The organism is Hymenobacter sp. HD11105 (assembly GCF_054051685.1).
In genome coordinates this window covers 471,218-496,544 of the sequence record NZ_JBSWBR010000003.1, presented here as the reverse complement: position 1 = coordinate 496,544, position 25,327 = coordinate 471,218, and the positions used below count along the sequence as shown (strand labels likewise).

General features: G+C 51.6%; 18 protein-coding genes. 9 read left to right on the top strand and 9 right to left on the bottom strand.

Annotation, left to right across the window (positions count from 1 at the left end):
- Nucleotides 1–50: 50 nt before the first annotated feature.
- From ACW9KT_RS12625 to ACW9KT_RS12615, 3 genes are all read right to left on the bottom strand, one after another.
- Nucleotides 51–2,699: an oligosaccharide flippase family protein gene (locus ACW9KT_RS12625; protein WP_457080886.1), complete on the bottom strand. Its 2,649-nt coding sequence runs from the start codon at nucleotides 2,697–2,699 to the stop codon at nucleotides 51–53.
- Between the two features lie 56 nt (nucleotides 2,700–2,755).
- Nucleotides 2,756–5,137, bottom strand: a complete 2,382-nt coding sequence (locus tag ACW9KT_RS12620; RefSeq protein ID WP_457080885.1) for a polysaccharide biosynthesis tyrosine autokinase — start codon at nucleotides 5,135–5,137, stop codon at nucleotides 2,756–2,758.
- A 106-nt stretch (nucleotides 5,138–5,243) separates the two neighbouring features.
- Nucleotides 5,244–6,026 carry a polysaccharide biosynthesis/export family protein gene (locus tag ACW9KT_RS12615; protein WP_457080883.1) on the bottom strand — a complete coding sequence of 261 codons (783 nt, stop codon included), beginning with the start codon at nucleotides 6,024–6,026 and terminating at the stop codon, nucleotides 5,244–5,246.
- Between the two features lie 314 nt (nucleotides 6,027–6,340).
- Between ACW9KT_RS12615 and ACW9KT_RS12610 the strand changes: the two genes are divergently transcribed.
- The 6 genes from ACW9KT_RS12610 (at nucleotide 6,341) to ACW9KT_RS12585 (ending at nucleotide 12,976) form a co-directional block, all read left to right on the top strand.
- Nucleotides 6,341–7,018, top strand: a complete 678-nt coding sequence (locus tag ACW9KT_RS12610) for a response regulator (RefSeq protein WP_457080881.1) — start codon at nucleotides 6,341–6,343, stop codon at nucleotides 7,016–7,018.
- 222 nt (nucleotides 7,019–7,240) lie between these two features.
- Entirely contained in the window at nucleotides 7,241–8,644 is a 1,404-nt protein-coding gene (locus ACW9KT_RS12605) for an ATP-binding protein (protein WP_457080879.1), read from the top strand.
- Nucleotides 8,645–8,823: 179 nt separating this feature from the next.
- Nucleotides 8,824–10,419, top strand: coding sequence for a SulP family inorganic anion transporter (locus ACW9KT_RS12600; protein WP_457080878.1), 1,596 nt, complete (start codon nucleotides 8,824–8,826; stop codon nucleotides 10,417–10,419).
- A gap of 82 nt (nucleotides 10,420–10,501) precedes the next feature.
- Complete coding sequence (can, locus tag ACW9KT_RS12595; RefSeq protein ID WP_457080876.1) at nucleotides 10,502–11,221, top strand: carbonate dehydratase; 720 nt, start codon at nucleotides 10,502–10,504, stop codon at nucleotides 11,219–11,221.
- 246 nt (nucleotides 11,222–11,467) lie between these two features.
- On the top strand, nucleotides 11,468–11,680 hold the full coding sequence (locus tag ACW9KT_RS12590; protein ID WP_457080875.1) for an alpha/beta hydrolase fold domain-containing protein: 213 nt from the start codon (nucleotides 11,468–11,470) through the stop codon (nucleotides 11,678–11,680).
- Between the two features lie 225 nt (nucleotides 11,681–11,905).
- Nucleotides 11,906–12,976 (top strand): SDR family oxidoreductase, encoded by a 1,071-nt coding sequence (locus ACW9KT_RS12585; protein WP_457080873.1) that lies wholly within the window; start codon nucleotides 11,906–11,908, stop codon nucleotides 12,974–12,976.
- Between the two features lie 168 nt (nucleotides 12,977–13,144).
- On the opposite strand, the gene ACW9KT_RS12580 is transcribed toward ACW9KT_RS12585, so the two are convergent.
- From ACW9KT_RS12580 to ACW9KT_RS12565, 4 genes are all read right to left on the bottom strand, one after another.
- Entirely contained in the window at nucleotides 13,145–14,665 is a 1,521-nt protein-coding gene (locus ACW9KT_RS12580) for an NADP-dependent isocitrate dehydrogenase (protein ID WP_457080871.1), read from the bottom strand.
- A gap of 312 nt (nucleotides 14,666–14,977) precedes the next feature.
- Nucleotides 14,978–15,772 carry a hypothetical protein gene (locus tag ACW9KT_RS12575; protein WP_457080869.1) on the bottom strand — a complete coding sequence of 265 codons (795 nt, stop codon included), beginning with the start codon at nucleotides 15,770–15,772 and terminating at the stop codon, nucleotides 14,978–14,980.
- Entirely contained in the window at nucleotides 15,769–16,272 is a 504-nt protein-coding gene (locus ACW9KT_RS12570; RefSeq protein WP_457080867.1) for a glycine-rich domain-containing protein, read from the bottom strand. The genes ACW9KT_RS12575 and ACW9KT_RS12570 overlap by 4 nt, the downstream gene beginning before the upstream one ends.
- 218 nt (nucleotides 16,273–16,490) lie before the next feature.
- Nucleotides 16,491–17,510, bottom strand: a complete 1,020-nt coding sequence (locus tag ACW9KT_RS12565) for an NAD(P)-dependent alcohol dehydrogenase (protein WP_457080865.1) — start codon at nucleotides 17,508–17,510, stop codon at nucleotides 16,491–16,493.
- A 236-nt stretch (nucleotides 17,511–17,746) separates the two neighbouring features.
- Between ACW9KT_RS12565 and ACW9KT_RS12560 the strand changes: the two genes are divergently transcribed.
- The gene (locus ACW9KT_RS12560; RefSeq protein WP_457080863.1) at nucleotides 17,747–20,296 is read left to right on the top strand and encodes a DNA topoisomerase 3; all 2,550 of its coding nucleotides are present in this window, start codon (nucleotides 17,747–17,749) and stop codon (nucleotides 20,294–20,296) included.
- Nucleotides 20,297–20,344: 48 nt separating this feature from the next.
- On the top strand, nucleotides 20,345–20,566 hold the full coding sequence (locus tag ACW9KT_RS12555) for a DUF2905 family protein (RefSeq protein ID WP_457080861.1): 222 nt from the start codon (nucleotides 20,345–20,347) through the stop codon (nucleotides 20,564–20,566).
- A gap of 163 nt (nucleotides 20,567–20,729) precedes the next feature.
- On the opposite strand, the gene ACW9KT_RS12550 is transcribed toward ACW9KT_RS12555, so the two are convergent.
- Nucleotides 20,730–22,223: an SDR family oxidoreductase gene (locus ACW9KT_RS12550; RefSeq protein ID WP_457080859.1), complete on the bottom strand. Its 1,494-nt coding sequence runs from the start codon at nucleotides 22,221–22,223 to the stop codon at nucleotides 20,730–20,732.
- Nucleotides 22,224–22,338: 115 nt separating this feature from the next.
- Here ACW9KT_RS12550 and ACW9KT_RS12545 point away from each other — a divergent pair, with 115 nt between their 5' ends.
- A complete protein-coding gene (locus ACW9KT_RS12545) occupies nucleotides 22,339–24,003 on the top strand; it encodes an ArnT family glycosyltransferase (protein WP_457080857.1) in 1,665 nt (554 codons plus the stop codon).
- Nucleotides 24,004–24,149: 146 nt separating this feature from the next.
- Here ACW9KT_RS12545 and lysA read toward each other — a convergent pair whose 3' ends face one another.
- Nucleotides 24,150–25,292 (bottom strand): diaminopimelate decarboxylase, encoded by a 1,143-nt coding sequence (lysA, locus tag ACW9KT_RS12540; RefSeq protein ID WP_457080855.1) that lies wholly within the window; start codon nucleotides 25,290–25,292, stop codon nucleotides 24,150–24,152.
- Nucleotides 25,293–25,327 lie beyond the last annotated feature (35 nt).

The following is a 25,327-nucleotide window of genomic DNA, read 5'->3' as shown; positions in this document are numbered from 1 at the left end:
ATGGGTTTAATAAAAATGATGTAAACAGCCACCAGACTGTCTTGATTTGATCAAAGAATGGTGGCCATGCTTGTTGGTTTAGGGGCAACAAGGGTAGCTAAATTGGCTAGAATATCAGGCACCGAAATAGTCCCAGAAGCGCTCCTTCCCTGAGCATGTCCGCTTGTTACATAGTTGTATTGGAAACCCAACTGAATTGATAGCCGTGCATAGCAGTCGTTGAAGTATCCATTTGGAAAAACCTCTAATACCTGCGTTCCCTTAGGAGCCCACACTATATTGCTTAATCCCGCACCATGCAAAGCCACAATATTTCGAGCCTGACTGAATAAATCTACTTGCTCGGCAAAGCTTAATCTTTCACAGTAAATTATTTCGAAGCCTTTTTGACGGAGAGCATTTTCTAATTCCACTTCATTAGCAATAGCTCGTCTAGGCGAAAAACGTCGTGAGATATAAATATCGCGTTGACCCGTTGGTAATTTCGTATAATAGGGTAAATAATTTTTACGCAGCACCTCTATTGCTATAGGTGGTATAAAGCCTGCATCTACTTCCGTTTGCAACAATAGTAAGTTTGGAACTCGAACAGCACCATCGCTTACAAGTACCTGCCGATCAAAATCTTCCCCTAAACGTAATTGCAGAGCTTGACGCACAAAGTTTGGGTACTGTGCTGGAACTAGAATTCTTATTTTAGGCGATAATTCTAATGCAGCTAATAAGTTAGGTAGAGTCTCGAAAATCCAATGGAAAAATGGAGCAGGCGCTGCTGCTATTATTAGCTCGTTTTCAGGTAGAGGAGTAGGGCGGCGAGTATGTAGTAGATGAAGATGCGGCATTAGATTGCCCCAACCCATGAGCCGACGAATGTCACCAATGCTTTCAGATAAAACGTAATCGGCGTTTGGAAGCCAAGTGAGTCCGTTATCTGGAGCAACGCACACATCATGCAGCCAGTAGGCTAATCTTGCTTCAAACGCTTTATGGCGTCGAAAGTATGGCGGATAATGTTCGGGAAAAGAATAATGTTGAGTAGTAGGGGCTGACAAAATACGCATTGTATGCACATGGGGTCTAACTGCATCCCACCCCCACACCTCTTCTAGAGACCTCAAAGCTGTAACAGGTAGGTTACCTACCATCGATCCCAATAATTTAAGTTGGAGAGCTCTGGCGAGTCGTACTCTGACTTTAGCTATTCCTAGTCTTAACCGATTCAGAAACCGCACGCGCTGTAGAAAGGTGACTTTACTCAGCACATGCTCATTCAAGTGCAAAAGAATTGGTCGATTAATGTTTAGCCCTAACAGACTTATTAAAAGGAAGGCACCTAACAGTATATGCACTACTAATTGCATTAGCGCTGGTACCTGTGAATTATCAAAAGCAGTAGTCAAACCATAGGATGCACCTCCAATAATAATGGAGGTAAGAAGAGCTGGTAAATAGCTCATCAACACATCAGTATAGCTATACTTTAGCAATCGTCTTACAGCTATGGTATAAGCACTATGACGTAGCATTTCACCCACTAACATAGCACTAGCCAAACCAATCAAGCCAAATCTGCTAGCGTAAATCATCAGAATGGCTTGAATAACTACATAGCTACCTTGTAATGCTAATTTAAAATCAAGATCAGCTAAGGATTCGCATAAAATACCCCCAAAAGTAGAAAGCATATTAAATCCTACCACAAATGCAACTATTTGTAGAATAGGGATAGCTTCTAACCATTGCTCACCAAGCATTACTCGTACCATTGATTCTGCTGTAGCAGCTATCGCGATACAAGTTGGAAGAACAACATAACTAGTGAGAGATATTGTTGTGAGGTAAGCTTTGCTTAATTGAGTACGATCATTCTGTAGAGTACTAAATGCTGGTAGCAATACCCTTGAGATACTAGTAGTCATGTTGTGGATAGGTAGATACACAAGCATGAATGCGCGATTATAAATGCCTACAACGTGCGCACCTAATAGTCGGCCTATAAATAATTGATCTAAGTTAGCCCCTAGAAATTCAAGAAAACTAATTATTGATACTCTGCCTCCAAAGGCAAACAGTGGCTTGAAAATATGCCAATTAAGTAAAGGCTTAATACTGTGGCGTACATTCCAATAAGATAGTATACACAGTAATACTCCTTGTGTGAGTGTCGCACCTAATAAGCTCCACACACCATACTTCATGAAGGCCATGCCCAATCCTACACCCCCATAAGAGATTACATAGGAGGTAACCTCTATTTTGCTTAATGTCTTAAATGCCATTTGGCGCTTAAGTAAACTGATAGAGGTGGCAGATAAACCCGTTACCATTAAGCCAAAAGCCATAACCCGTAGTACGGGCACAACATTAGAATTGTGAAAGTAGAGTGGAACTAATGGTGCAATGAACCACAAAAGGATCATGCAACTAACACCAAGTAGAACTGAAACTGAAAAGGCAACTCTTATCTCTTCTTTGCTTAGTGTGCTACGTTGAACTAGAGCTTGCTCTAAACCCATTTGTGCGAAATAGCCACCAAAACTTAGTACAACCCCCGCCATAGCTACTAACCCAAAGTCAGCTGGAGTTAACAGGCGCGACATAATTGCACTATAGCCCACCTGCATCGCTGCCGTCGTAAAGGTGGCTGCTGTAGTCCACTTAATACTATGGAGAATACGCGAAGATAAATTCTGACTCATTTATACAGAGTAAGCTGGGAGCAAGGCCTACAGAATAGGTTATGCAAATTGACATTTTAAGCAGTGTAGTAGGCCGATTCACGCTTATAGCGATACTCATAACTAGAGGAAAAATTAACGCCATTCAACAAGACAAAAACTTGTTGGTTATCCATCTGACGTTGTACAAGATCCTGTATCTGAGATAACATCGCACGTTGCGTGTAACTGTGGCGAACCACAAAAATAGTTACATCAATGTATCGATTTAGTACATAGTATTCAGATACTAGCCCTAATGGTGGGGTATCAAAAACTATGTAATCGTATTCCTGACGCAACTGTGACATCAAAGTCGCTAAGCGCTGCGATTCAAGTAACTCTAAAGCATTTTCTGGAATAAGTCCGGCAGTCAGTACTGTTAAGTTAGATATATCAGGGCGCTGAACTGCCTCGTCTAAGCTACATTCCCCGTTAAGGTATGATGAAAGCCCAGTATGGCGGGAGTCAAAACCGAAATACCCAGCCATAGTAGGCTTACGCATATCCGTCTCAATCAAAATCGTGCGTTTTCCTGATAAGGCTAATTCAACTGCTAAGTTTGTGCAACAGAATGTTTTGCCTTCTCCCGAAGTAGATGAAGTGAAGCCGATTACTCGACGGTCGGGACCTGCGGCTACATACTGTAAATTTACACGGACTGTTCTAATAGATTCTGTAACAGCTGAACGTGGCATCTCCATCCGAGCCAGCCTGATTTTGCGACCAGCATCGGCAACTAAGCCCAAAAAAGGAGCATTTGTAGCACGCTTCAGGTCATCAGCACTTTGTACTGTCTGAACTGTACGGTCGCGTAATAGAATAAAGCCAGCAGGGATTATTAAGCCAGCTAATATAGATAATACGTACATCTGCTTACCCTTCGGACTAATTGGCTGTCCACCTGCTTGTTGTGCCCTGTCTACGATCTTTTTGTCGCTCACATTGGTAGCCAGCATAAGGGCCGCCTCTGTTCTTTTCTGCATCAGAAAATTATAATTCTGATCATTCAAAGTACTCTGAGTGCGCAAACGAGCCATCTGTCGTTCATTCTCAGGCATCTGGTTAATAGCTCGCTTAATAGAGGCAAGACGGCTGTTTATATCAGCTAATGTTGCATCGGAGGAGCGAATAAGTCCGTTCAGACTACGTTGAAGCGATTGGCGTCGACTTTGAATTCGACTATCTAGTGCCAATAAAACGGGATTGTCATTATTTGCGCTAACTGCTAAGCCAGCTCTTTGGCTTGTCAATTGAGCTAGGTCACTTAATTGATTATCCAGAACCTGATCGTTTACTCCTGCGCTAGCCCAGGTGCTTACTGCTTCCTCACTTGAATTAGTTCGAAGTGCATTCAATACACTCTCGTAAGTTCGACGGGTAGTTAGAAGCTGTGCTCTTTGATTCTCTAACTCACTAATTTTACCAATTCCTGAACTAGATTGAGTTTCAACATCGACCATTCCACGAGATGCGCGAAACGAGGCTAATGCCGCCTCAGAACGACGGAGTGAATCAGCTACTTTAGTAATTTGAGATTCAATAAACTCAAATGTTTTACTGCCTTTTCTATTCTTATCCGTTAAATCGTTTAGTACATATGTCTCCATGAGGGCATTCAAGAAGCGTGTCTCCTTAGCACCAACAGAACCTTTACTTGATAGTCTAAGTACCCGTGCGAAACGTTCAGTAGGCTCTACCGTCAGCTTACCTTGGTATTCACCTATCAAGGCTTGAATGTTATTCAGTACGAAGTAACGACGTGCCACTTCTGGCATTGTCCCTGTTGAATCAGTAGGGTTAATAGTTAGCGTTAAATTGGGAGTACGAAGTAATTGGCCAGGACGAACAATCTCATTAAGTGTAAAGTCATTAACGGTTCTTAATACAGCTCCTGTGCGCATGTCTGTCACATCCGCTTTTTTTGACTCTCCCTTTATATGATATAATCCATCCGGACGAAGCTCAATAAATAATGGTACACCAGTAATTTGCGGTGCAGTCGTATCCACTTTCACAAGATAACCAGCATCTTGATAACGCTCTTGCACTTTTAAATCTCCAATATTATTAAGCCAATTATCAGGTACATCAAAGTATGATACCTCAAAGTCAAGCTTACGAAGGGTTTGTTCGATAATTGAAGCAGAGGATAGAACACTGACTTCATCTTCAACGCTAGTCTCGTTCCTATTGTCGGTCGGATTAAATGCTTCCTGGGTTTCGCGTGCACCAGGTGTCGCCCTATCTGCTAACTTAATAGTTGAGAGGAAGCTGTAAACAGGAGCAGAAGTCTGAACTACCAGCCATGCAGCTGTTAAAAATATGATTGGTGTGATGACAAATAAATACCAATGACGCCTGCATTTGAAGAGCAAGGTGCTCAAGTGCAGCTCATCCGAAGATTCTTGCTTGTTCATTTCGGTAACAAAAAAAGGAGAAGCTTATTATTATATACAAGATACATACTAGTCGGGTATCCTGTTAAACATGCGTGAAATCAGCACTCAGCATTATCTGTCACCACTATCTGGTGGCAGTGTAAATGAGATTAGCGATCAAGGCCACAGTAGTTAGACCTGCAAATACGAGGCTTAGATTGCTGATGTTTGCGCGCTGAGTAAGTGCTGCTTCAGGTTCTACGTAAAGCGCATCGTTTGGCTTGAGCATATAGTAAGGTGATTTCAAAAGGTTAGGGCTAGTCAGATCCATTAGGATGACTTCCGAGCCAGTAGGCGTTTGACGGATCAATTTTACATTGCGCCGATTCCCAAGCGGGGTCAAGTCGCCTGCTAAGCCTAAACCTTCTAAAATGGTAGCCTGCGGATTCTGCACGTAGAAAAAGCCTGGATTTCTAACCTCGCCAAGGACAGTAACCTTAAAGCTTACGAGCTTTACTGATGCAGTAGCTCCTCTGACATAATTATTAACGGCTGTTTGAACAACCTGCTGAGCCTCGGATACAGTAAGACCTCTTACGGCAAGGCGACCCGCAGTTGGCAGTATGATATTACCCCCTGCATCTATAACGTAGCCACTAACATATTGAGAGCCAGGGTTGCCGTCATTGAAAGAATTTTGGTTAGCATTCAAGTTAAAAACCTGGGTGAGTTCTGGCTGGGCACTCTGTACTGCAATATTTAGGACATCATTAGTTGCTAGTTTATATTCTGAACGCTCATTATTTACAGCTTTAGCTTGCGTCTTCGAGTATTCAGAATCCTGTAGGTAGCTAATGTCCTTGGTAGAAACGCATGAGACTAAGCTGGCCAACATGATAAGGGTGCACGCGTAATAAAGACGGAACATATACTCGGTGTGTAGGGGGTAGAGAATGAAAGACTTTTCAGAGTAAGCAAAGAGCAAGCAAAATTACTTAAGATGTAGTGACTTACTGTACTATATAGTAAAAGTATTGCACTTCGGGTTTTAAATCAAGAAATAATTAAATATTAATTATATAATCTTGTACTTAACAATTCGCAGACCATACGCATTATTAAGATGAAGGTTTTCGCATCATGTTAGCGAAGTCAAAACCATTTAGTCGGATGATCGACTATTCACCCTAGTTAACTGAAGTATAGATCGATCATCTTGGTTGGCGCTTCGTATACTTGTGTATGAAAATTTTGTTGGTAGAAGATGAGCCTAAGGTTGCAGCCTTTCTGCAAAAGGGCCTAACGGAACAGCAGCACACAGTGGAAGTTGCTGCTGATGGCGTAACTGGACTACGGCGTGCGCTAGCCGAACCCTATGATTTACTTATCCTAGACAATCTGCTTCCAGGCCTTAATGGGTTAGAAGTGTGTCAGCAGGTAAGGACCCAGAACACGGGAGTACCAATTCTGATGCTGACGGCTCTGGGCGAAACCGACGATAAGATTCGGGGCCTCGATGCCGGGGCTGATGATTACTTGGTTAAGCCCTTTGCGTTTCAGGAGTTATTAGCTCGTATAAGAGCGCTAGTCCGGCGGCGTCACGAAAGTCCGGCGGCTGATGTAGTGCTACGGTTAGCCGACCTGACCTTGGACCCCGGACGCAAGCAGGTGCAGCGAGCTAATCAGTCCATTCAACTGACAGCCCGGGAGTTCGCATTGCTCGAATACCTGCTGCGTAACCAAGATCGGGTCGTGTCGCGGGTAGATATTTTGGAGCAGGTGTGGGAAACATCCTTCGATACTGGATCCAACGTCATTGATGTATACATTAACTTCTTACGGAAGAAGATTGACCGAGATTTCTCTCCTAAACTCATTCATACGCTTGTAGGAATGGGATACGTAATGCGAGAGGAGTAGATTATCGCTTGTTGAGAAACTGGGTGGCATTTTTTTGTTTAAATACCTATTAGCTGTGTCGGCCGGGAAGTTGGGTTGAGCTTGGAGATTCCGTTAGCTCGCCCCGCATGACCTTAGCGCTATTGTATACCCGAACTCTACAACGAAAGCTGGGAAGTAATAAAAAAGCCCCCCGACCATGCAGGTGCTCCCACACGAGCAAGGGCCATTTCTTTTAATCGCATGACCATCCGAACGCGCTTAGCGCTACAGTTTGCGGCCATTCTGGCAATTACTCTGCTGCTGTTTTCGCTGGTTATTTATTACTTCACTTACCAGTCGCGACAGGAGTTCTTTACCAATAACCTGTTAGCCCGCACGCGGGTAGTGGCTCATGTGTACCTCGACGGCACCAATCGGACCGATGAAGCCAGTCGGGCTTCGTACCGGCGCTATCTACGCCAATTCTACCGCACGCTACCTGAGGAGGAAGCACGCGTATACAATGCTGCTAATGAGGTGGTGTTTCAGGAAGGAGACGGGCGCCGCGAACCGGTGCCAGTAGAAATGCTAGCCGAAGTGCGCGAAAACCGGCAGGTTATCATTAAAGATAAAGACTTACGACAGACCATTGGTGTTTTGTACCATGATGCCCAGCGCGGCGATTTTGTCGTAGTAGCCTCCTCCCTGGATGCAGATAGCCGGCGGCAGCTACGCAACCTGCGGCGTCGGTTGCTGGGGGGCTTTTTAGTCTCTTTGAGTGTGGTAGGGATCGGTGGGTGGTTTTTTGCTCGGCAGGCGTTGCGGCCTATGCAGCGTATTGTGCAGGAGGTAGATTCTATTACTGCCTCCGACTTGCATCGGCGCTTGTCGAAAGCAGATGGGCAGGATGAGGTTTCTCACCTAGCTCAACGCTTCAATAGCCTGCTGGATAGACTCGAAACAGCATTTGCTGGGCAAAGAAACTTTGTGCGCGACGCCTCACATGAGTTGCGCACTCCGCTGGCCGCCCTAATTGGTGAGTTAGAAGTGGCATTGCTTCAGGAGCGCACTCCCGAAGAATATCGCCGGACGCTGAGTAGCACACTTGATGCGGCTCGTTTGCTCAACAACCTCACCAATGGCCTGCTTCAGATTGCCCGTGCCTCTGATGATCCTTCGCAGGTAACGCTAAGCACAATCCGGTTGGATGAACTCCTGCTGCAAGCCCACGAAGAAATGCAGCGGCGGCACCCTACCTGCCGTATCGATCTGGCCTTCAGTGAGCCAGAAAATCATAAGGGCGCATCTGCTTTCGAAGTGCGAGGCAATGAGGCGCTACTTCTAGCTGCTATGCTCAACATACTGGAGAATGCGTGCAAGTTTTCCCGAGGGTGTGATGAGCCAGTGGTGGCTACGCTGGATGCCACAGGCAAACAAGTGAAATTAGATGTGCTCGACAATGGGGTAGGAATGAACGAGGCCGACCGTCAGCAAGTGTTCGTACCGTTTTTTCGGGCCGAAACTGTGCGCAACGTGCCAGGACACGGTATTGGCTTGCCCCTTACAGCCAAGATTATGGAGCTGCATGGGGGCTCAGTCGAAGTAGAAAGCCAGCTACATGTTGGGACGCGGGTTCGCTTGACTTGGCCAAATGTCGCCGCGTAGTCCACTCTATATAATTGTGCTAATACAACCAACTCGAGATACATCCTATTTTAACCTTATTTTAATATAGTTTTAATCGGGTCTTAACGACTGGAGGGTAGGTTTGTATCGTATGAAAGTGTTGTATCAGTAATTGGTGCTGATAGCTACTGTTGTACTTTACGACGCATCTCTCCCCCATGCCAAAAGTTGCTCCAGCTACGCCTTCTACCGACAAGGCGCCTCCCACTAATTATTTGAGTACGCTTTCCAAAGACGCGCCCGCTGGTTTGGTGGTGTTTTTGGTGGCTTTGCCCTTGTGTCTGGGTATTTCGCTCGCCTCAGGCGCGCCGCTGCTTTCAGGTGTTATCACCGGCATAGTGGGGGGCGTTTTGGTCTCCATGCTAAGCGGTTCACAGCTAAGTGTAAGCGGTCCGGCTGCTGGTCTTACCGCCATCATCTTGGCAGCTCTCAGCACGCTAGGCTCTTTTGAGGCTGTGCTTACAGCCACTGTGCTGGCAGGTATTATCCAGTTGATACTAGGCTTTGCTAAAGCCGGTATTATTGGCTTGTACTTTCCTTCGTCAGTCATTCGCGGCATGTTGGCTGCCATTGGTCTGATCCTGATTCTAAAGCAAATACCTCACTTTTTGGGCGCTGATAGCGACTATTTTGAGGATATGAACTTTTTGCAGTTCAATGGAGAAAATACCTTTAGCGCTATCGGTGCAGCTTGGCGTTCTATTCAACCAGGTTCGGCAATAATTGGAGTTATTTCCTTACTCATCCTCCTAGCCTGGGATTCTAAGTTTGTTCGCCGATTGTCTTTTGTAAAACTGGTACCTGGTGCTTTGATAGTAGTAGTGCTATCAATTGTAATGAATAAACTGTTTGGACTAACAGCACCTAGCTTGCAAATACAGTTTGAGCACTTAGTAAAGCTCCCTAATATCTCGTCGTTCAGTGACTTGGTTGCCGAGCTAAACTTCCCGGATTGGAGCTTCCTTAGCAAAGGCTCTACTTATATAGTAGCCTTCACGATTGGCATTGTTGCTTCGCTCGAAACGCTGCTTAGCGTAGAAGCGGTCGATAAGCTTGACCCACACAAGCGTCACACCCCTCAAAATCGGGAGCTTCTGGCTCAAGGTGTTGGTAACATAGTAAGCGGGCTTATAGGTGGCTTGCCGCTTACGGCCGTTATTGTGCGTAGCTCAGCCAACATTCACGCTGGGGGGCAAACCAAGATGTCAGCTTTTATCCATGGCCTGCTTTTGTTAGCGAGTCTTCTGTTTTTGGCTGATTTCCTGAATCAGATTCCGCTTTCTGCTTTGGCAGCCATCTTGTTGATGGTTGGTTTCAAACTCACCAAGCCAGCGCTGTATAGCAGTCAGTGGCGTTTGGGCTGGCCCCAGTTCTTGCCTTTCGTAGTTACAGTAGTCGCTATTCTATTTACTGATTTGCTCAAAGGTGTTTGCGTTGGTTTGGCAGTAGGCGTATTCTATATCCTGAAAGCCAACCTCGAGTCGGCTTATTATTATCATGACGAGCCAAGTCAGGACCCTAACACAGTTCACATTAAGCTGTCTGAGCATGTTACCTTCTTGAATAAGGCTAGCATCGTTACGACCCTCGACCGTATTCCCAATGGAAAGCATGTTATTCTGGACGGGTCCGATTCAGAATACATTGATTACGATGTGCTGGAAGCCATTCAAAATTACCGTATTACGGCTTCCGAGCGCGACATTAATCTAGAAGTGCGCAACATCACCGAAGTACCGATACTCGGCCATTAATTAGTGGCTTCAATCGCTCGCAGTATCTGACCAGAATTAGGTACTGCAAGTATTTCTCACTTACGTTTCAACTTACCTTCTGATGAAAGAGATTCTCGAAAATAATCGCCGTTGGGTAGAGCAAATGCGGAGTCAAGACCCGCAATTTTTTGAAAAGCTTTCTAAAGGACAGAAGCCACGCTACTTGTTCATTGGCTGTTCCGATTCACGCGTGCCTGCTAGTGCCATCACCGGCACTGGTCCCGGCGAAATGTTCGTGCATCGCAATATTGCCAACATGGTGGTGCATACCGATATGAACCTGCTGTCGGTGCTCCAATATGCGGTGGAAGTATTGCAAGTAAAAGACATCATCGTATGCGGCCACTATGGCTGCGGCGGCGTAGCAGCGGCAGCAGCCGGCAAACAATACGGCCTCATCGACAACTGGCTAACTAACATCCGCGACGTAATCCGACTTCATGAGACGGAGTTCTCGGGCATCAAGGACGAAGAGCAGCAACTACGGCGCTTAGTAGAGCTGAACGTGATGGAGCAGGTGCGTAACCTAGCCAAGACTAACATCATCCAAAACGCGATGAAGGGCGACAACCCTCCGCAATTGCACGGTTTGGTATACGATATTAGCGAAGGTCTACTGAAGGACCTGAATGTGAATGAGAGCACGATGTCTGACCTAAAGCACATCTACGGTACTGAGGCCATGGAGCACGCCGAGGAAGTACTGGAAGAACAAACTGGTGTTGACGCTGATGCCGAGTTTGATGATACAAGAGATATTTCTACGGCGAAAGGCAAATAAGACAAGCTAACGGACAGGTCCTCGAATGAGGATAAGTCAAAAACTGCATCAGGTAACTTAAGGGCATCTCAGCGCTTGCGCTGTCGCTACTGTAGGTTATCACTGGCATTTGCCAACCACTGACCGGCGTAAACTGAGGGGGATACGTCGCCAGCTGGTGAACCTCCGTGACCAACTGGTCGCGGAGGTTTTTTATTGCTTAAAAAAATGCCCCAAGCTGTTAACTAGCTCAAGTAAAATAAGGTGATGAATGCTTGCTGTTGCTTGTATAGCCTGCTTACTCCAGACGATGTAGCCGACCTGCGCGGGTTGGCGCCCGTGACAATTATTGGTGCCGAAATAGATCCCTTACAGACTGAAGGCCAACAATTGCGCGACAAACTGTTGAGCGCGGGCGTGGCCGTGAGCTACCAACTCACCCTGGCACCACGCATAAGTTTTTCGGTACCTACGCCGTAGTGCCTAAAGCAGAACAAGCCCAGAACTTTGCGGCCGCGCAGCTGCGAGCCGCTTTTTAGATGATTTTTGCTGCAGCTTTAGATAAGGGACTGGTCGGAGACTCGTCCCTTTTTCTGTGAAATAGACTACCGCGTAGCATGGGCAACCAAACAAAATATTCCCCCAGCGTAACGTCCAGCTACAAGTGTGTCGTATGGAAAGAGATATCAACCGAAACCTAACGCTATGACACCCAAACTAAAAAAGCTTTCTGAACAAGTAATTGTCATTACCGGTGCATCCTCGGGCATCGGCCTTGTTACGGCTCGTATGGCCGCTAAAAAAGGTGCTCGCCTTGTGCTGGCTGCCCGCAGCGAAGAAGCCCTACGCCAACTAGTGTCCGAAATAGAAAAAGATGGTGGCCAAGCTATTCACGTGGTGGCCGATGTAAGCAACCAAGATGATGTGCGCCACATTGCCGAGACAGCAATAAACCGCTTTGGCGGCTTCGACACGTGGATAAATAACTCCGGTGTATCTATTTATGGCAAAATTGAGGAGGTGCCTATCGAGGACATGCGTAAGCTGTTCGAAACCAACTTCTGGGGATTGATTTACGGCTCGCTGGAAGCTACGAAGCACCTGAAGCAGAAGGGCGGGGCCATTATCAACATTGGTAGCATTCTGTCCGAAACGACGGCCATTCTGCAAACCATCTATAGCGCTAGCAAGCACGCCGTAAAAGGCTTCACTGATGGCTTGCGCATGGAATTGGAAATGGACGAGGCGCCCATTGTCGTTACGCTCATCAAGCCGGCTGCCATTGATACGCCCTATCCGCTGCACGCCAAGAACTATATGGAGCGCGAGGCCCAGCACGCGCCGCCTGCCTACGCTCCCGAAACCGTTGCCCGCGCCATTCTGCACTGCTGCGAAGTACCGGAGCGCGAAATAACCGTGGGCGGTGGTGGCCGCGCCATTATGGCTATGAACAACTGGGTGCCAAGCCTGCTCGACAAGTTTATGGAAAACGTATTCGCCAAGCAGGAAAAAGCCGACTACCCTCCTCAGCGCGACTACAACGGCCTCGATGGCGCAATCGGCTCGTTAGAGGAGCGCGGTAACTACCCCGGCTACACCCGCGAAACCAGCTTCTACACGGCCGCCACTACAAACCCGCTCGCGGCCGCGGCTCTAATCGGTTCCGCTGCCGCCATCACAATGGCCTTAGTAAGCTCCGCTAAAAGTAGCAACTCCGCCAAACGGCCCAAGCACGGTACCACTACCTATCCAGACGGTACGCGCGAGGCTCACTAAGTGTAAAAAGAGTCTTGTATTTGAGTGACGGACGGCATCAGATTCCTGTTAGCTCCAACTGCCAAAAAAACCCCCCAGCATTTCCTTGCGGAGAACTGGGGGGCTTTTCTGGTGCGCGTGTTCAAGAATAGCTTTGGGTTGTGGAAAGGGATGGTTAGTTGAGATTTCTTATTCGCCTTGGCCTAGTGAGAAGCCTCGCTGTCCGTCGAATAAATACAGGTTCTCCGTTTTGATGATAGTGAGGCCCGCTGTGGTCAGGCGGTTCATGAGCGCGAGCACCCTTGGGTAGTCGATAACCTGATAAGGCGACTCGGGGCCAGTCATGGCGGCATCCACGAAACGACAGCGCCAGTGGTCGGTGCAGAAGGTTTCTGCGTGGCCTTCCGGGTACACTTTCACGCCGCGGTTGGTGATTATTTTCAGCTTTAGATCAGGCCCCGCCAGCTCGGTTAACTGTTGGCCTAGCTCGTGGGGAACGGCACCGTCGGCTAGCAGGAAAATGTCGCAGCCTACCAGTTCTTGCTGCGGACGGGGGCGAGGGGAAGAAGCGACGGGCACCATGGCCTCCGCTTGACCCGAGCCAGTTTCCGGCTGGGTAGCACCGCGAAGCTGGGTGGGCTGCATACCCAGACGAGCAATAACAGCGTCGGCGAAGGCCATGGTGCCTACTTTTTCCTGACTAATTCCGTCCCGATAAATATCGGCCGTATGCAAGCCGTCTTCGAGCGTGCACAGCCAAGCGTTTTCCACCAGTTGGGCTACCTCATGCTGACCCAAATGGCGTAGCATCATAAGGGCAGCTTGCAGCAGCCCCGAAGGATTGGCAATATCTTGACCGGCAATGTCGGGGGCCGAGCCATGAATGGCTTCAAACAACGCCCCGCTCTCACCAATATTAGCCGAGCCGGCCAAGCCCACAGAGCCAGCAATCTGAGCCACCACATCCGAAATAATATCGCCGTAGAGGTTCATCGTCACCACCACGTCGTAGCGCTCAGGCGTATCAGCTAAGCGAGCCGTACCGATGTCGATGATCTGGTGCTCCTGTTCAATATCGGGGTACTCTCGCCCTATCTCCGTGAACACCCGATGGAACAACCCATCAGTTAGTTTCATGATGTTGTCTTTGGTCATGCACGTCACCTTGCGCCGACCTTGCCGCCGGGCGTACTCAAAGGCGTAGCGCACAATCTTTTCGCAGCCCGACCGCGACACCAGCTTGAGGCATTGCACCACCTCGGGCGTTTGCTGGTGCTCGATGCCGGCGTACAAGTCCTCCTCGTTTTCCCGAATAATAACCACGTCCAGGTTGGGAAATCGCGTAGCTACGGCCGGGTACAATGAGCGGTTGGGCCGCACGTTGGCGTACAGTCCCAGGGTCTTGCGCAGCGTCACGTTCAGGCTTTTGTAGCCTCCGCCCAATGGCGTGGTAATGGGCGCTTTCAGCAATACGCCCGTCCGCCGTAACGAGTCCCAAGCTTCGGGGGCAATGCCTGAGCTGTGGCCAGCCTGGTATTGCTGCTCACCTACCTCAATAAACTCGGGTGCAAGCTGCGCGCCGGCGGCATTCAAAATGCGCAGCGTTTGCGCCATTATCTCGGGGCCAATGCCGTCGCCGTTGGCAACGGTGATGGGCGTAGGCTCGGGCTTAGCGGGACTGACTTGAATTGGGGAGAGCAGGGCTTCCATGCAAGTAGAGAAGTAGAGTTAAGAGTTAAACCAACCAATGGAGGGCAAAATTAAGTATTGCTTTGATATTTAAAAGTATTACTATTAAAATTTGACAAGGTTACTGTTCACTGAGTTTACTATTTCATTGTCGGCCTGATGTAACGTGCATAAGGGATGGCTTCATAAAAATTAGTCCCCAAGCGACTGCAACACTGCTAGCAATCCTTAATACAAAGCCAAAATGCCCCTCATAAGCTGTGTGAATGCTTATGGGGGGCATTTTACGGTTATACTTCTTCTGCTTTTTCAGCTCAGCGCACGTGCAACTACTCAGTCGCCGCCGCAGCCGCCGCAGCCCGAGCAGCCACCGTCACCTCCGCAGCCACTGTCGCCGCCACCTGAATCACCATTGTCTCCGCAATGGCTATCAAAGGAATCACCGTGCGTATTCCAACAGGTGCTGCTGTCGCTGCCACCGCCAAAGTCGCCGTAAGTACTGTAAGTTGGTTCTGGCATTCGTTGTAATTCCCGCTCCAACTGCCGGCCCACTTCTGAAGTAAAGGACGGTAGTAGAAACAGGGTCCCACCGAGCTGTTGCGTAAACAAATGGGCAGCGGTTGGGTCTTGAGTAGCTCTAGCAACAAATTCTTGGTCAAGCCTGATGAGTTCAACCTTGGTCATGGCCCTAAACTGCTCACCAGCAGAAGTTAGGCGACGGAATCCTAATAAACGTCTAAACCATTGCTGAGATAGTAATTGCTCAGTGCGCGGATTAGCTTCAATGAGGCTATAATAGGCGCTGGCCGTGCGCACTTTCTCGAAGAGCGTACGCACATACTGTCTGAGAGGAATGCGCAGCTGCTTTTCGGCTTGGAAGAGTTCAACCAGCACCTTTTCGTGCGCCAGCACTTGGTGAGTTGCTAATGCTGGCCCAGCTACCACAAATTGGTGCCACGAGATAGGGTCGGAGGGGTGAGGCTGCACTTGCACACGCTCAATACTCAGCACTTGCTGGCGAAGCAAATCCAAAAAGGTGACGCGGAAAAGATGACGTCTGTTCGGAGTGTGCCGCTCGTGCAGCAGTACCATCAGCTCGGCAGGAGAGTGTTGGGGAAGACTGGTCATCTAGGGCGTCGAAAATGAAACTTAGGCAGCAGCCAAAAAGCATTGAGGTTTACTCGGCGAAAATTTACTTCCCCAAACCGAGCCTCACTGGCAGGCCATAGATCAGCGGGCGGCTCGGCGTCGAACACCTCCCAGTACAGTTGCTTCGTGCGAGCATACCAGTCCGTGAATTTGCCCCGTTCGGCGTCTCCACCACGCGTGGGGCCATGATGGATGGGGCGGCCAAGGACTTGCTCGCAGAACTCGAGCCAGTAGGAGCGAGTGTAGACTAAATGCAGGTGCCATACTTGGTCAACCTGGTCGGAGGGAGTGAGCGGCTGCTCGCTGAGGCAGAGCAGAAACATGAATTTCTTGTATTCCAGTACCGCCCGCAGCGCGTAGTCCAGGGGCCAACCATTCTCGCGGGCCAACCGATCTGTAAAGGAAAAAGTCGCGGCCGGATCATCTAGCTCAAAACGCCATATGCGGTTCCACAGGTCGGGTTGCCGGGCTGGCATCATGAGGAGAGCAGCAGTTTTATAACCTATAATAACATAACTGCTTGGGGTCTGGCTAGACAATGTTCTTGCCAAGCAGGCCAAGAAATACAGACCATTATCAAAGTAGCAAGAGGTGATAGTTTAACTGAGTTTCTTGCGATAAATATTCTCCAAAAAAGCCCCCCAGATGCTACCGAGTAGCATCTGGGGGGCTTTTTTGCTTTGAACTAAGCAGCGCTTTATTCCGCGTCCTTCAACGACTGCATATCGATGACGTAGCGGTAGCGCACCTCCTTATCGAGCAGGTCGTCGAAGGCTTTGTTGATGTCCTGCATCTTGATCATTTGCACGTCGGGCAGGATGTTGTGCTCGGCGCAGAAGTCTAATACTTCTTGGGTTTCGGCAATGCCCCCAATGATGGAGCCGGCCACCGAGCGACGCTGCATGGCCACATCCATGTTGTTAAGAGGCTTCTTGTACTCGCCCAGCAGCCCCACAGCCACCACCGTGCCGTTGTGGTTGAGCAGGCTTACATAATCATTGATGTCGTACTCATCGGGAATGGTATTGAGAATGAAGCTAAACGAGGCCTCATGTGCTTCCATGGCGGCTGAGTCGGTAGAGATGAGCACCTCGTGGGCGCCCATGGCTTTGGCTAGTTTCACGCCCATGTGGCCTAGGCCGCCCAAGCCCACAATGCCCACCTGGTCGCCGGCTTTCACATTCCAGTGCCGCAAGGGCGAATACGTGGTGACGCCCGCGCACAAAATAGGCGCAGCGGCGCTGATGTCGAGGCCATCGGGAATGCGCAGCACGAAGGACTCCTTCACCGTCATGTTGGTAGAATAGCCGCCAAACGTGTTAAAATCCTGGTTTTCGGGCTTCATGTAGCCGTTATAGGTGGCCGTCCAACTCACCGGGCCCTGGCAGTAGTTTTCCTCGCCGTGCTTGCAAGGCTGGCACTGTCCGCAGGAGTCGATCATGCATCCCACGCCTACGATGTCGCCGGCTTTGAACTTGGTAACGCCGGTTCCGACTTCCGTCACACGGCCTACCACTTCGTGGCCCGGTACGCAGGGATAGATCGTGTTTTTCCAGTCGTTTTTTACTTGGTGTAAGTCGGAGTGACACACACCGCAGTAGAGAATGTCGATGTGCACTTCATCGGCTTTCGGTGGGAAGCGCTCTATTTCCATCGGCGCCAAGCCGTTAAAAATCGAATTGGTTGCCCCGTAGGCTTTGGTTTTAATAGCTTCCATTAAAATCGAATAAAGGTTGGTTTTGGAGGTGGAAAAGAGCGGCGCAATTCCCCATAGCTGAAGCGTACAGGTTACTGATGAGTAACGGCCGCCTAGGCGTAGGGGTTGGTCAGTATAAACCTCAAAAAGAGCTGCCTCTGCCGCCACACGCACAACGACCTTTTACCGCGTTATCTTTGTTGATTCTTCGTTGAGCTTGCTCAGCGTACTTTATATTGTCAGCAAGAAATACCGATTTGAAAGTCTGCATTGCCGAAAAACCCAGCGTAGCCCGCGAAATTGCCAACGTGCTCGGCGCCAACCGGCGCATGGATGGCTATTATGAGGGCAACGGCTACCAGGTCACCTGGACGTTCGGCCACTTCTGCCAGCTGCGCGAGCCCGAGGACTATCGCCCCGAGTGGAAGCGGTGGAGCATCCACGATTTGCCCATGATGCCCGACTCCTTCGGCATCAAGCTCATGCGCCGCGACGATGGCGTAGTGCGCCAGTTCAACGTGATTAAAAACCTGCTGGCCAACGCCGAGGAAGTTATCAACTGCGGCGACGCAGGGCAGGAGGGAGAAGTGATTCAGCGCTGGGTGCTGACGGAAGCCAAATACCGCAAGCCCTTCAAGCGCCTCTGGATTTCTTCGCTGACGGAAGAAGCTATTCGCCAGGGCTTTGCCAATCTGCGCGAAGGCTCCGAGTTTGACCGCTTGTACCAGGCCGGCAAGAGCCGCGCCGTGGGCGACTGGCTGCTGGGCCTGAACGCCACGCGCCTTTTCACGCTTAAATACGCCGCCGGGCAGAAGCAAGTACTCAGCATTGGTCGGGTGCAAACGCCTACGCTGGCTTTGCTCGTCGACCGCTACCACGAGATTCAGAACTTCAAGCCGGAGCCGTACTGGGTGTTGCGCACCGAGTACCGAGGCACCATGTTCAGCCACGTAGCGCCGCCCAAAAAAGGAAAAGGCGACGACGACGAGCCCGACGAAAAAGCTCGCCTCAAAGCGCGCGGTTACTTTGTGAGCCAGGAAGAAGCCGATGCGGCCCTGGCAGCGGTGCGGGGGGCAATTTTCACCGTCACCAACGTAGAAATCAAGAAGGCCCTCGAAACGCCGCCTTCCCTCTTCGACCTGACTTCTTTGCAGGTCCAATGCAACAATCAGTTGGGCCTCTCGGCCGAGGACACGCTCAAAACCGTGCAGAGCCTCTATGAGAAGAAAGTCGTCAGCTACCCACGTGTCGATACCACGTTTCTGCCCGACGACCAGTACCCCAAAATTGCCGGCATCATGCGCGGCTTGGGGGGCTACAAGGGTCTGACTGCGCCGCTATTAGAAGGTAAAATTCGCAAGTCGACGAAGGTTTTTAATAACAACAAAGTCACCGACCACCACGCCATCATCCCGACGGGCGCGAGTGCCGGCGGCCTGGGCGGCTCCGAAAGCAGCGTGTACGACATCATTGTGCGCCGCTTCTTGGCTGCGTTTTATCCCGATTGCGAAGTCAGCAACACGACCGTGACGGGCGAGGCCGCCGCGCATCCTTTCCGCGTGCGGGGCCGCCAGATTCTGAATCCCGGCTGGCGCATCGTGTACGGCGACCCGGAAAAGCAGCAAGCCCCTTCAGCGCCCAAAGCCGCTGGCGAGGGCGACGACGATGTGGTGAGCACCGTGCTGCCGTCCTTCACCCAAGGCGAAAATGGCCCCCACAAGCCCCGCCTCGACCAAAAAGTAACCCAGCCTCCGCGTGAATACTCCGAAGCCATGCTGCTGCGTGGCATGGAAACCGCCGGCCGCAACGTGGACGACGACGAGTTGCGCCAGGCCATGAAGGAAAACGGCATCGGCCGCCCCAGCACCCGCGCCGCCATCATCGAGACGCTGTTTAAGCGCGGCTACATCCGCCGCGACAAAAAGAAAATCCTACCCACACCCACCGGCGTCGAGCTGATTGGTCTTATCCGCAACCCCACCCTGAAATCGGCGGAGCTGACGGGCCAGTGGGAGCAGAAGCTGCGGCAAATCGAAGCGGGCAACCTCGACTCCGAGCAGTTTTTGGGCGAGCTCAAGACTCTGGTGCGCGAAATGGTGCTGGAAGTAAAATCCGACGGCTCGGGCCGCGGTATCAGCGTCAGTGCGCCGGCCGTGGGGGCGGCTGGGGGGCAAAAAGCGGTTGGGGCAGCAGGAAAAATGCTCCCTACAGCCGCCAAGCCTGCCACGCCGGCCGTGCCAGGCAGCTTAGGGGCATGTCCGGCTTGCAGACAGGGCCACGTATTGCGGGGTAAAACGGCTTTTGGGTGCTCGCGCTGGCGTGAAGGCTGCGCCCTACGTTTGCCCGGTCAGTTTGAAGGCAAAAACCTGACGGATAAGCAAGTGTCAGCGTTGGTAGGCAAAGGCCGCACGCCCGTTATCAAAGGCTTTATCGACGACGTAGGCCAAAAATTCGATGCGGCCGTACGCCTCACACCCCAGTACACGCTGGAGCTGGTGCGCGCCGCCGAAAGTAAGCCCGCCACCGCCGAAGCACCTCAGCAGATTCCGTGTCCGGTGTGCCGCCTAGGCACTATGTTGCGCGGCAAGGCGGCGTACGGCTGCTCCCGCTTCCGCGAAGACTGTCAGTTTCGGGTGCCGCTGGAGCTGTGCGGCCGCACGCTTACGGAAGCGCAAATCGCTCAGCTCTTGCGCCGCGGCAAAACGAGCGTGATTCGCGGCTTCACTTCCCAGCGCACTGGGCAGAAATTTGAAGCGGCCTTGCAACTGGCAGATGGGAAGGTGGAGTTTGTGTTTGAGAAGAAATAGTTAGCTCGACCCTAGCAACCCGCGGCTTACAATTCAGTACCTGACACTATGCCTATCGGTAAATTACTTGTACTTCTTGGCCTGGGCCTAGCGTTGCTGGGGGGCATTTTGTGGCTCGGTGGCGGCAGCTGGTTCAACTGGTTCGGCCGCCTGCCCGGCGACGTGCGCGTAGAGCGCCCCGGCTTTCGGCTCTACATGCCGTTCGTGTCGATGCTGCTGCTGAGCTTGTTGTTTAGCCTGATTATGTGGGTGGTGCGACGTGTGAGTTGAGCTTTTTTACAAAAAGGCGGTCATGCAGAGCAGCGCGAAGCATCTCGCGTGCTGACGTAGGATTAGTAATCTAATGGCGCGAGCGAGATGCTTCGCTACCGCTCTGCATGACGTTCTCTTAGGTTTCTATTACCGACTTGCATAACCGCCCTTCGATAAACAATCAGCTGCGCGCTGGGGCTGGCACTGCCGCTACACCAGGCGCGGTGCCGTAGTGCACGATATTCTCGACCATGCCTTTGAAAATAATAAAGTGAAAGGGCACCAGCGAATACCAGTATAGCCGCCCCGCGAGGCCGCGGGGTCGGAAGGCGGCAAGCTGCTCTAGGCGATGGCCGCCCGTAGCCTCATCGGGCACGATGCGAAACTGTAGCCAAGCCTCACCAGGTAGTTTCATTTCGGCGTAAAGCAATAATCGGCGGCCGGGGCGGTCGGCCACAAGCACGCGCCAGAAGTCAAGCTGGTCGCCGGCCCGCAGGTCGGAGGGGGAGCGGCGGCCCCGGCGCAGGCCCACGCCGCCCACAAACTTATCGACCAGGCCCCGCACGCGCCACAGCCAATCTACCTTATACCAGCCCCGCTCCCCGCCGATGCTCCACACGTTGCGCAGCACTTCGTCGGGGTCGCGGGTAAAGGGCATTTCTTGACGGTCGAAGAGCATGCCGTTCTGCGGAATCTGCACGAAGTCCATGTAGTTGCGCTCCATCACGCCGCTGCTCAGGGCATCGGTCCAGCTGCTGATTACCTCGTTTTGCTCAATGCGCGTAAACGCCAGCTTCAGGGCCGCTGCGTAGCCCATGCACTCGTGCTTGATGACTTGGGAAATGCTGCGTTTGGTAGAAACGATGGTGTCGTTGCGCAAGCTCTCGACCAAGCTTTGCGCTAGCGAAAAAGTGGTGCTGGTGACCAGAAAAAGCCACAGCGACGACAAGCGTGGCGTGAGCACCGGCACAGTCATAATATAGCGTCGGTAGCCGCGTACTTCGGCCAGGCCCAGTAGCATTTGCCTGTATGTCAGCACATCCGGCCCGCCAATATCAAAGTTCTGGCCCAGGCAATCGGGGTTGTCGAGCACGGCAGTCAGGTAAAACATCACGTCGCGTACGCCGATGGGCTGACAGCGGGAATTGAGCCAGCGCGGCGTAATCATCACGGGCAGCTTCTCCACCAAGTCCCGAATAATCTCAAAGGAAGCCGAGCCGGAGCCGATGATAATACTGGCCCGCAGCACCGTAAGCGCAGCCTTTTCAGCCTTCTGCAACACCTTTTCCACCGCACGCCGCGAGCGCAGATGCGCCGACAGTCCTCGGTCATTAGCAATACCGCTGAGGTAGATGACCTGCCGAGTCGAGGTACGATTGATGTACTCCGTGAAATGCTCCGCCGATTGGCGCTCGGCTTGCACAAAGTCATGGTCGTCGCCGCTCATGGAGTGCACCAAGTAGTAAGCCACGTCGATATCAAGCGGTAGCCCCTGCAGGGAAGAGGGCTGTAGTAAGTCGCCTTTGGCTACAGTGACCTGGGTGCGCAGGCGCTCGGGTGCGGTGAAGCGGCGCGGGTCGCGCACTAGGCATACCACGTCGTGGCCCGCCTCCAGCAGTAGCGGCAACAAGCGCTGGCCAATATAGCCATTAGCGCCGGTAAGCAGAATCTTCATGGGCGGGGTCGTAAGTGGTACGAAATAAGAACCGCTGAAGCAGTACTTAGTTGTAGAGCCAAGCTTGCCCTACCTTTGGGTTACCGTTGCGGCCACTTTCCCAAATCACATACGTATGCCCCTTCCGCTTACCTCTCGTACCTGGCTTTGGCTCTGGCTGCTAGTTCTCGGGGGGGCTTTTTTTGTAAGCTTGGGCGCCTGGGGCCCATTAGAAAGTAGTGAGGCCCGCTACGCCGAAATTGGGCGCGAAATGCTCGTGAATGGCGACTGGCTACACCCGCGCCTGCTCGGCATTCAGCACTTTCACAAACCCCCGCTTACCTACTGGCTCACGGCGGCGGGGCTGGCTATTTTTGGGCCCCACGCGGCGGGCGTACGCATTTTGCCGGTGCTGGCCGTATTGCTGCAAGTGCTGCTCATGTACAAGCTGGGCGAGCTATTATTCAAGGGCGACCGAGCCCGCGCTCTGGCCGCGGCCGTGGTCTATGGCACTTTGCCAGTCGTGCTCATCTCGGCCCTCAACGTAACCACCGATGCCTACTTGGCCACCTTGGAGCTGGCCGCGGCCTACGGTATTCTGCGCTATTATGCTGGGGGGCAAATTCGTTGGCTCTATCTGTTCTGGGTGGGCCTAGGATTGGCATTTCTAACCAAAGGGCCGGTCGGCTTTATCCTGCCGCTGATGGCCGTTATCAGTCATTATTTCAAACAAGATGCCGAGCAGAAACAAGTTCGCCGACCATTCACGGTGCACCACGCGCTGGGGTTCGGGTTGTTTGTGCTGGTCGGGCTCAGCTGGTATTTGTACCTGATAGCCGAGAATCCAGCCTTTATCCGGTATTTCTTGTTCGAGCACACCGTAGAGCGCTTTGCCAACGCCGACACCTTCAATCGGGCCAAGCCGTGGTGGTTTTATGTGGTGCTGGCTCCGGCCACTAGCTTGCCTTGGTCGGTGGCACTCGTGGCGCTAGCCGTGCGCACCCGTTGGGCGAGCGTGCCCCAGATGTGGCGTAATGTGCTCATCTTCTGGGTGCTGCTGCCTTTGTTTTTCTTCTCGCTGTCCAGCTCCAAGCTATTGCTATATGTACTGCCCATCTTTCCCGGCATGGCCCTGCTCACAGTGTATTACCTAGGGCGGTGCACCGAGGCGGCGCTATTTCGCTGGTACGTAGGAATAGTGGCCTTTTTTGGCTTTTTGCTCGGCGCAATGTGCCTAGCGCCTGCCTTCGCAGGGGTAATGGATTTGCCTTTTGCCCTACGCCCTATGACGGCGGCTATTCCAGCGGCGGGGGTAGTAGTGCTAGTCATTACACTCACGCTCTGGGAGCAGGTACGCGTTGCGCCGCGCCTACTAGCGGCGGCGGTCATGTTCACCATTACGCTGTTGCTGGCCGCTAAGCCCATTCTGCATCAGAATGAACTGGCCGCTAACGGCACGCGCCCCTTGGCCGACATGCTGCGCGAGCAAAAGCTAGCTCAGCGACCCATCCTGGTATATAATGAGTTGCTGCCGTCATTAGCCTTCGAGCTGGGTAAAATTCCTGTTTCCCTCAACGACGGCAACCACAACCTCAACCGCGAAACGCAGTTTGAGTCCGACCAGCGGTGGCAGCAGAATCTAATCTACCTCAGCGACTCCACCCAACGACCTACCCTCGACCGAATGCTCCAGCAGCGCCCTGTACTCATTGTAAAAGGCGAATTGAATCCAGAAAGACAGTGGCTGCTACCGTATTTTAAGCAGCACCAAACCCTAGGGAAGTGGACCGTGTGGTATTAGAAAACCTGCTGATCTGCTTTGTTTTCGATACAATCGACAGACTTAGTTAGGGTCATTAATTACTTCCTGCTTGATATAGCTTTACTCAAAAAAGCCCCCCAGAATAGTTCTGGGGGGCTTTTTTATAGGTTGTAATTTACTTTCATTTAGACATACACTGCTTCGGCTTTCTCCCGCAGGTTGTAAGCCGAGCTCATCACTTCTCCGTACGCTCCCGCTGAGCGCAGCACCACTAAGTCGCCGCGCTTCGTTTCGGGCAAAGGAACTGCGCGGCCAAACGTATCCGACGATTCACAGATCGGGCCGACTACGTCATAAGGCTGAATTTCGCCTTGGCTGCTCAGGTTCTGAATGTGATGGTGGCTACCGTACAAAGCAGGCCGAATCAGCTCAGTCAAGCCCGCGTCGAGGATGGCAAACTGGGTTTGCTGGCTGCGCTTCACGTACAACACCCGACTTACCAACGTGCCGCTTTGAGCTACAATGGCGCGGCCCAGCTCCACGTGTATCTGCTGGCCCGGCCGCCGAATAAGGTGCTGCTCGAACGTGCGGAAGTAGGCCTCAAAGTCGGGAATAGGGTTCGTGTCGGGGTCAGCGTAGTCGATGCCGAGGCCGCCGCCCACGTTGAGGTGCGGCAAGTGGTGGCCTTGCTCTTCCAGCCAGGTTTGCAGCTCGTTCAGCTTCTGGCTAAGCTCCGCGAATACCGCCAAGTCCGTGATTTGCGAACCTATATGAGCGTGCAGACCGACTAGCTCTAAGTGAGGAAGCGTCGCCAACTGCTCTACCACCGTCGGCAGATCACTCAGACCAATCCCAAACTTGTTGGCCTCTAGCCCCGTCGTGATGTAGTGGTGGGTGTGCGCGTCCACGTTTGGGTTTACGCGCAAGGCTACTCGGGCCCGCCGATTTTGCCTCCCAGCCAGCTCGTTCAGAACCACTAGCTCCTCCGCCGACTCCGCATTGAAGCACCAGATATCCGCCGCCAGCGCCCGGTTGATTTCCGCGTCCGTTTTGCCCACGCCCGCAAACACAATGTCTTGGGGGGCAAATCCGGTGTCTAGGGCACGTTGCACTTCGTTGGCACTTACACAATCGGCCCCGAGACCGTGCTTTTGCACGAGACGCAGAACGGGCTCATTTGCATTGGCTTTCAGAGCATAGTGCACATGAAAACCCCGCGGCCGCGCCGCCGCCTGCACCGCTTCGAGCGTACGCGTAAGCAAGGCTAGGTCGTAGTGATAATAAGGAGTAGGACGGGAGAGAAGCTCGTCAGAAAGAGAAAAAGACATTATGAAATCAACAAACAGAAGTTCACAGGAAGTGC

Coding starts and splice junctions, on each gene's coding strand:
- ACW9KT_RS12625 (WP_457080886.1), bottom strand. CDS start 2,699: ATGAGTCAGAATTTATCTTCGCGTATTCTCCATAGTATTAAGTGGACT.
- ACW9KT_RS12620 (WP_457080885.1), bottom strand. CDS start 5,137: ATGAACAAGCAAGAATCTTCGGATGAGCTGCACTTGAGCACCTTGCTC.
- ACW9KT_RS12615 (WP_457080883.1), bottom strand. CDS start 6,026: ATGTTCCGTCTTTATTACGCGTGCACCCTTATCATGTTGGCCAGCTTA.
- ACW9KT_RS12610 (WP_457080881.1), top strand. CDS start 6,341: ATGAAAATTTTGTTGGTAGAAGATGAGCCTAAGGTTGCAGCCTTTCTG.
- ACW9KT_RS12605 (WP_457080879.1), top strand. CDS start 7,241: ATGACCATCCGAACGCGCTTAGCGCTACAGTTTGCGGCCATTCTGGCA.
- ACW9KT_RS12600 (WP_457080878.1), top strand. CDS start 8,824: ATGCCAAAAGTTGCTCCAGCTACGCCTTCTACCGACAAGGCGCCTCCC.
- can (WP_457080876.1), top strand. CDS start 10,502: ATGAAAGAGATTCTCGAAAATAATCGCCGTTGGGTAGAGCAAATGCGG.
- ACW9KT_RS12590 (WP_457080875.1), top strand. CDS start 11,468: ATGAATGCTTGCTGTTGCTTGTATAGCCTGCTTACTCCAGACGATGTA.
- ACW9KT_RS12585 (WP_457080873.1), top strand. CDS start 11,906: ATGACACCCAAACTAAAAAAGCTTTCTGAACAAGTAATTGTCATTACC.
- ACW9KT_RS12580 (WP_457080871.1), bottom strand. CDS start 14,665: ATGGAAGCCCTGCTCTCCCCAATTCAAGTCAGTCCCGCTAAGCCCGAG.
- ACW9KT_RS12575 (WP_457080869.1), bottom strand. CDS start 15,772: ATGACCAGTCTTCCCCAACACTCTCCTGCCGAGCTGATGGTACTGCTG.
- ACW9KT_RS12570 (WP_457080867.1), bottom strand. CDS start 16,272: ATGATGCCAGCCCGGCAACCCGACCTGTGGAACCGCATATGGCGTTTT.
- ACW9KT_RS12565 (WP_457080865.1), bottom strand. CDS start 17,510: ATGGAAGCTATTAAAACCAAAGCCTACGGGGCAACCAATTCGATTTTT.
- ACW9KT_RS12555 (WP_457080861.1), top strand. CDS start 20,345: ATGCCTATCGGTAAATTACTTGTACTTCTTGGCCTGGGCCTAGCGTTG.
- ACW9KT_RS12550 (WP_457080859.1), bottom strand. CDS start 22,223: ATGAAGATTCTGCTTACCGGCGCTAATGGCTATATTGGCCAGCGCTTG.
- ACW9KT_RS12545 (WP_457080857.1), top strand. CDS start 22,339: ATGCCCCTTCCGCTTACCTCTCGTACCTGGCTTTGGCTCTGGCTGCTA.
- lysA (WP_457080855.1), bottom strand. CDS start 25,292: ATGTCTTTTTCTCTTTCTGACGAGCTTCTCTCCCGTCCTACTCCTTAT.